The sequence below is a fragment of the Mesorhizobium sp. M4A.F.Ca.ET.090.04.2.1 genome (assembly GCF_003999085.1).
Lineage (GTDB): Bacteria > Pseudomonadota > Alphaproteobacteria > Rhizobiales > Rhizobiaceae > Mesorhizobium.
The window spans coordinates 1-3,589 of sequence record NZ_RZOT01000586.1 but is presented as its reverse complement, the minus strand read 5'-3'; the positions used below and the strand labels follow the sequence as shown (position 1 = coordinate 3,589).

Genomic DNA, 3,589 nt, shown 5'->3' with positions numbered 1-3,589 from the left:
GTGGATGCCGTGCGGCTAGATGTTTTCCGGCAGATAGATGTCGAATGGCAGGAAGGTCTGGCCAGGCGCGTTGGCGGCGCCGGCCTCGATGGCATGGGCCATCAGATCGACAAGCTCGCGGCAGAGCGCGGCGAGTGGCGTGGAGATCACCATGGTGAGGATGTTGTCGGCGAGTGCCGCGCGCGATTCTGCGTTGATCTCGTTGCAGACGACGACCGGCATATGCGCGGGCCGCGCTGCTCGCAGCGCCGAGACCGCGCCTTCCATGCCACCGCCGGCGACATAGCAGCCGGCGAGGTCCGGATGCCGGGCAAGGAGATCGATCATCGCATCGTGGGTCACCTGGTTCGCTTCCAGGTTGACCAGAGTCTCCATTACGATGAATTCCGGGGCATGCTCGCGGAAGAAGGAGCGGAAGCCGATCTCGCGCAGTTCATGGCCATGGAAGCGGTGGCTGCCGACGAAGAGGGCGACCTTGCCCGGCTTCCTGGCCGCCTTGGCGATCATCCAGGCCGCGGTGCGACCGACCTTGCGGTTGTCGAGGCCGACATAGCCCTCGCGGATGCCGGCGGCGAAGTCGGACAGCAAGGAGAACACCGGTACATTCCTGGCCTTCAGGGCCTCCACCGTCGCCGTCAGCGTCGGGTGGTCCGGACCGACGACGGCCACGGCCCTCGATTTCGCGGCCAGCCTGCGTGTCTGGGCGGCGATCTCGTCGGCGGCCAGCGACGCGGCGAAATCGATCGTCGCGACGCCGCGAAAGCGCTGCGATTGCGAGACTGCAAGTTCCAGCTCCCGCGCGAAATCGCCGTAGAAAATATCATTGCCTCGCAACAGCAGAAAGCCCAGGCGGTATTCCGGCAATTCCTGGCGCATGCGCTGCCTGATCAGTCCCGCGGCGTGATAGCCGATCTCGGTCGCAGCCTCATAGACGCGGCGCGCCGTTTCCTCCTTTACCGGCAGGCGGTTGTTCAAGACGCGATCAACGGTGGCAACGCTGACACCGGAGACGCGTGCCAGATCGGTAATGGTCGGCCGCTTTGCCATGAGCACTCCCTCGCTTGCCGACTCAGTTTACCTCGTCCTGATATGAAATGATAGAAACTATCTTTCTGATATTGAGACTATCATGGCTTGGAGCTATTTTGCATTTCGACGCCGACCGTGCACCCGCCCCACCGCTTTACGCGAGGGCCGAGCCGCAAGGTGCTGATGGAGGAAGCGATGACGGCAATGATGGACGCGGCGCCATCCCGGCGCGACTACAGCCTGGTTGGCCGCGACGCCAGGCTGGCGGTGGAGAATGGTCTCTCGGCGGCCGAGTGGTACCACACCGACATCCCGCGCAAGCAGATGAAGGAATTGATGCAGCGCTCGGACCAGCCGGCGATCCGCGACACCGTCATCTGGCTCGGCGCCTTGGTCCTCAGCGCCGCCGGCGGCGCCTGGTTCTGGGGCACGTGGTGGTGCGTGCCGTTCTTCTTCGTCTACGGCACGCTTTACGGCTCCTCGACCGATTCACGCTGGCACGAATGCGGCCACGGCACCGCCTTTCGCACGCAGTGGATGAACGACGCCATCTACCAAATCGCCTGCTTCATGATCATGCGCAACCCGGTGACCTGGCGCTGGAGCCACACGCGCCACCACACCGACACCATCATCGTCGGCCGCGATCCGGAAATCGCCGTGATGCGGCCGCCGGACCTGATCCGCACGGCACTGGCCTTCGTCGGCGTCCTCGACGCCTGGCGCGCGATGAGCGACATGCTGCGCAACGCGGCCGGCAACATCAGCGCGGCGGAAAAGACCTTCATTCCCGAGCAGGAGCAGCCGAAGGCGATCCGCATCGCCCGCATCTGGGCGGCGATCTATGCCGCCACGATCGCGTCGGCGTTCTATTTCGACTCGTTCCTGCCGCTGATGCTGGTCGGGCTGCCCAGGCTCTACGGCGCCTGGCATCACGTCATGACCGGCCTGTTGCAGCATGGCGGCCTTGCCGACAACGTCATCGACCACCGCCTCAACAGCCGCACCGTCTACATGAATCCGATCAGCAGGTTCATCTACTGGAACATGAACTACCATGTGGAGCACCACATGTTTCCGATGGTGCCCTACCACGCGCTGCCCAGGCTGCACGAGTTGATCAAGCATGACCTGCCGGCGCCGACGCCGTCGATCCTGGCCGGCTACCGCGAGATGATCCCGGCCTTCCTGCGCCAGCTTCGCTACGAGGATTACTTCATCAAGCGGGAGCTGCCGCCGACGGCCCGCCCCTATCGCGAGGATCTGCACAGCGATCATCCCACGGCTGCAGCGGCCGAATGATCGGCCGAGGCGCGCCGAACAATCCAATTCGCCGGAGGACGACATGAGTGACTGGGTCGAGGCCTGTGCGGCCGGAGACATCGACGAGGAAGACGTTATGCGGTTCGATCATGGCGGCCGTACCTTCGCCATCTATCGCAGCCCGGATGACGAGTATTTCGCGACAGATGGGCTGTGCACGCATGAGAAAGTGCATCTGGCGGGCGGACTGGTGATGGACGACATCATCGAGTGCCCGAAGCACAATGGCCGCTTCAACTACAAGACCGGCGACGCCAGGGGCGCCCCGGTCTGCGTCAACCTCAAGACCTATCCGGTCAAGGTCGACGCCGGCAAAGTCCTCATTCAGATCGGGTGATCGCGATGTCCGGGGGAATGGTCATCATCGGCGCCGGCGAATGCGGCGGGCGCGCCGCGCTCGCCTTGCGCGATCTCGGCTTCGAGGGCGCGGTGACGCTGATCGGCGACGAGCCGCATCTGCCCTATGAACGGCCGCCGCTGTCGAAGGAGGCGATGACCGGCGAAGTGCCGGCGATCAAGGCGATCACCAGCGAGGAGCTTCTGGCCGAACGCTCGATCCGGCACATCCGTTCGGTCCGCGCCGTGGCGATCGACCGCGCCGCGCATGCGGTTCGACTGTCGGACGGTTCTTCGCTTCCCTACGACAAGCTGTTGCTGGCGACCGGCTCGCTACCGCGCAAGCTGCCGATGCCGGGGCTGGGCGAACGCTGTGTCTATCTTCGGACCTTCAACGACGCTCTGGCCATCCGCGCGCATCTCAATCCAAAAAGCCGCATCGCCATCGTCGGTGGCGGCTTCATCGGGCTGGAGCTTGCCGCTTCGTCGCGCAAGCTCGGCGCCACGGTCACCGTCATCGAAGCGCAGCCGCGCATCCTGATGCGCGGCGTGCCGGCCGAGATCGCCGCGGCAATCCACGCGGCGCATGAGGCGGAAGGCGTGATCATCCTCGCCGGCCAGGGCATAGAAGCAATCGCCGATGACGGCAAAGAGGTGCGCATCACGCGTACCGGCGGACGACAAATCGCCGCCGACCTCGCGGTGATCGGCATCGGCGCCGTGCCGGTGACCGGGCTTGCCGCGGAAGCAGGGCTTACGATCGACAACGGCATCGCCGTCGATGCCGAGCTGCGCACCGCCGACCCGGACATCTTCGCCGCCGGCGACTGCTGCTCGTTCCCGCTTGCCGTCTATGGCGGCCGCCGCGTGCGGCTGGAAGCCTGGCGCAACGCCCAGGAGC

At 65.1% G+C, this 3,589-nt stretch carries 4 protein-coding genes; 3 read left to right on the top strand and 1 reads right to left on the bottom strand.

Features of this window, described 5'->3' with window-relative positions; all coding sequences use genetic code 11:
- Positions 1–15: 15 nt before the first annotated feature.
- Positions 16–1,047 carry a LacI family DNA-binding transcriptional regulator gene (locus EN781_RS28605; protein ID WP_126057091.1) on the bottom strand — a complete coding sequence of 344 codons (1,032 nt, stop codon included), beginning with the start codon at positions 1,045–1,047 and terminating at the stop codon, positions 16–18.
- Positions 1,048–1,224: 177 nt separating this feature from the next.
- On the opposite strand from EN781_RS28605, the gene EN781_RS28600 reads away from it, so the two are divergent.
- The 3 genes from EN781_RS28600 to EN781_RS28590 all read left to right on the top strand — a co-directional run.
- On the top strand, positions 1,225–2,331 hold the full coding sequence (locus EN781_RS28600) for a fatty acid desaturase family protein (protein WP_245455287.1): 1,107 nt from the start codon (positions 1,225–1,227) through the stop codon (positions 2,329–2,331).
- Positions 2,332–2,374: 43 nt separating this feature from the next.
- A complete protein-coding gene (locus EN781_RS28595; RefSeq protein ID WP_126057092.1) occupies positions 2,375–2,689 on the top strand; it encodes a MocE family 2Fe-2S type ferredoxin in 315 nt (104 codons plus the stop codon).
- 5 nt (positions 2,690–2,694) lie between these two features.
- Positions 2,695–3,589, top strand: an 895-nt coding sequence (locus tag EN781_RS28590) for an FAD-dependent oxidoreductase (protein ID WP_127400557.1), incomplete at its 3' end; no start/stop codon positions are given.

What these genes read in the sequence shown, in the direction of transcription:
- EN781_RS28600 (WP_245455287.1), top strand. Translation starts at nt 1,225, where the DNA reads ATGACGGCAATGATGGACGCGGCGCCATCCCGGCGCGACTACAGCCTG.
- EN781_RS28595 (WP_126057092.1), top strand. Translation starts at nt 2,375, where the DNA reads ATGAGTGACTGGGTCGAGGCCTGTGCGGCCGGAGACATCGACGAGGAA.
- EN781_RS28605 (WP_126057091.1), bottom strand. Translation starts at nt 1,047, where the DNA reads ATGGCAAAGCGGCCGACCATTACCGATCTGGCACGCGTCTCCGGTGTC.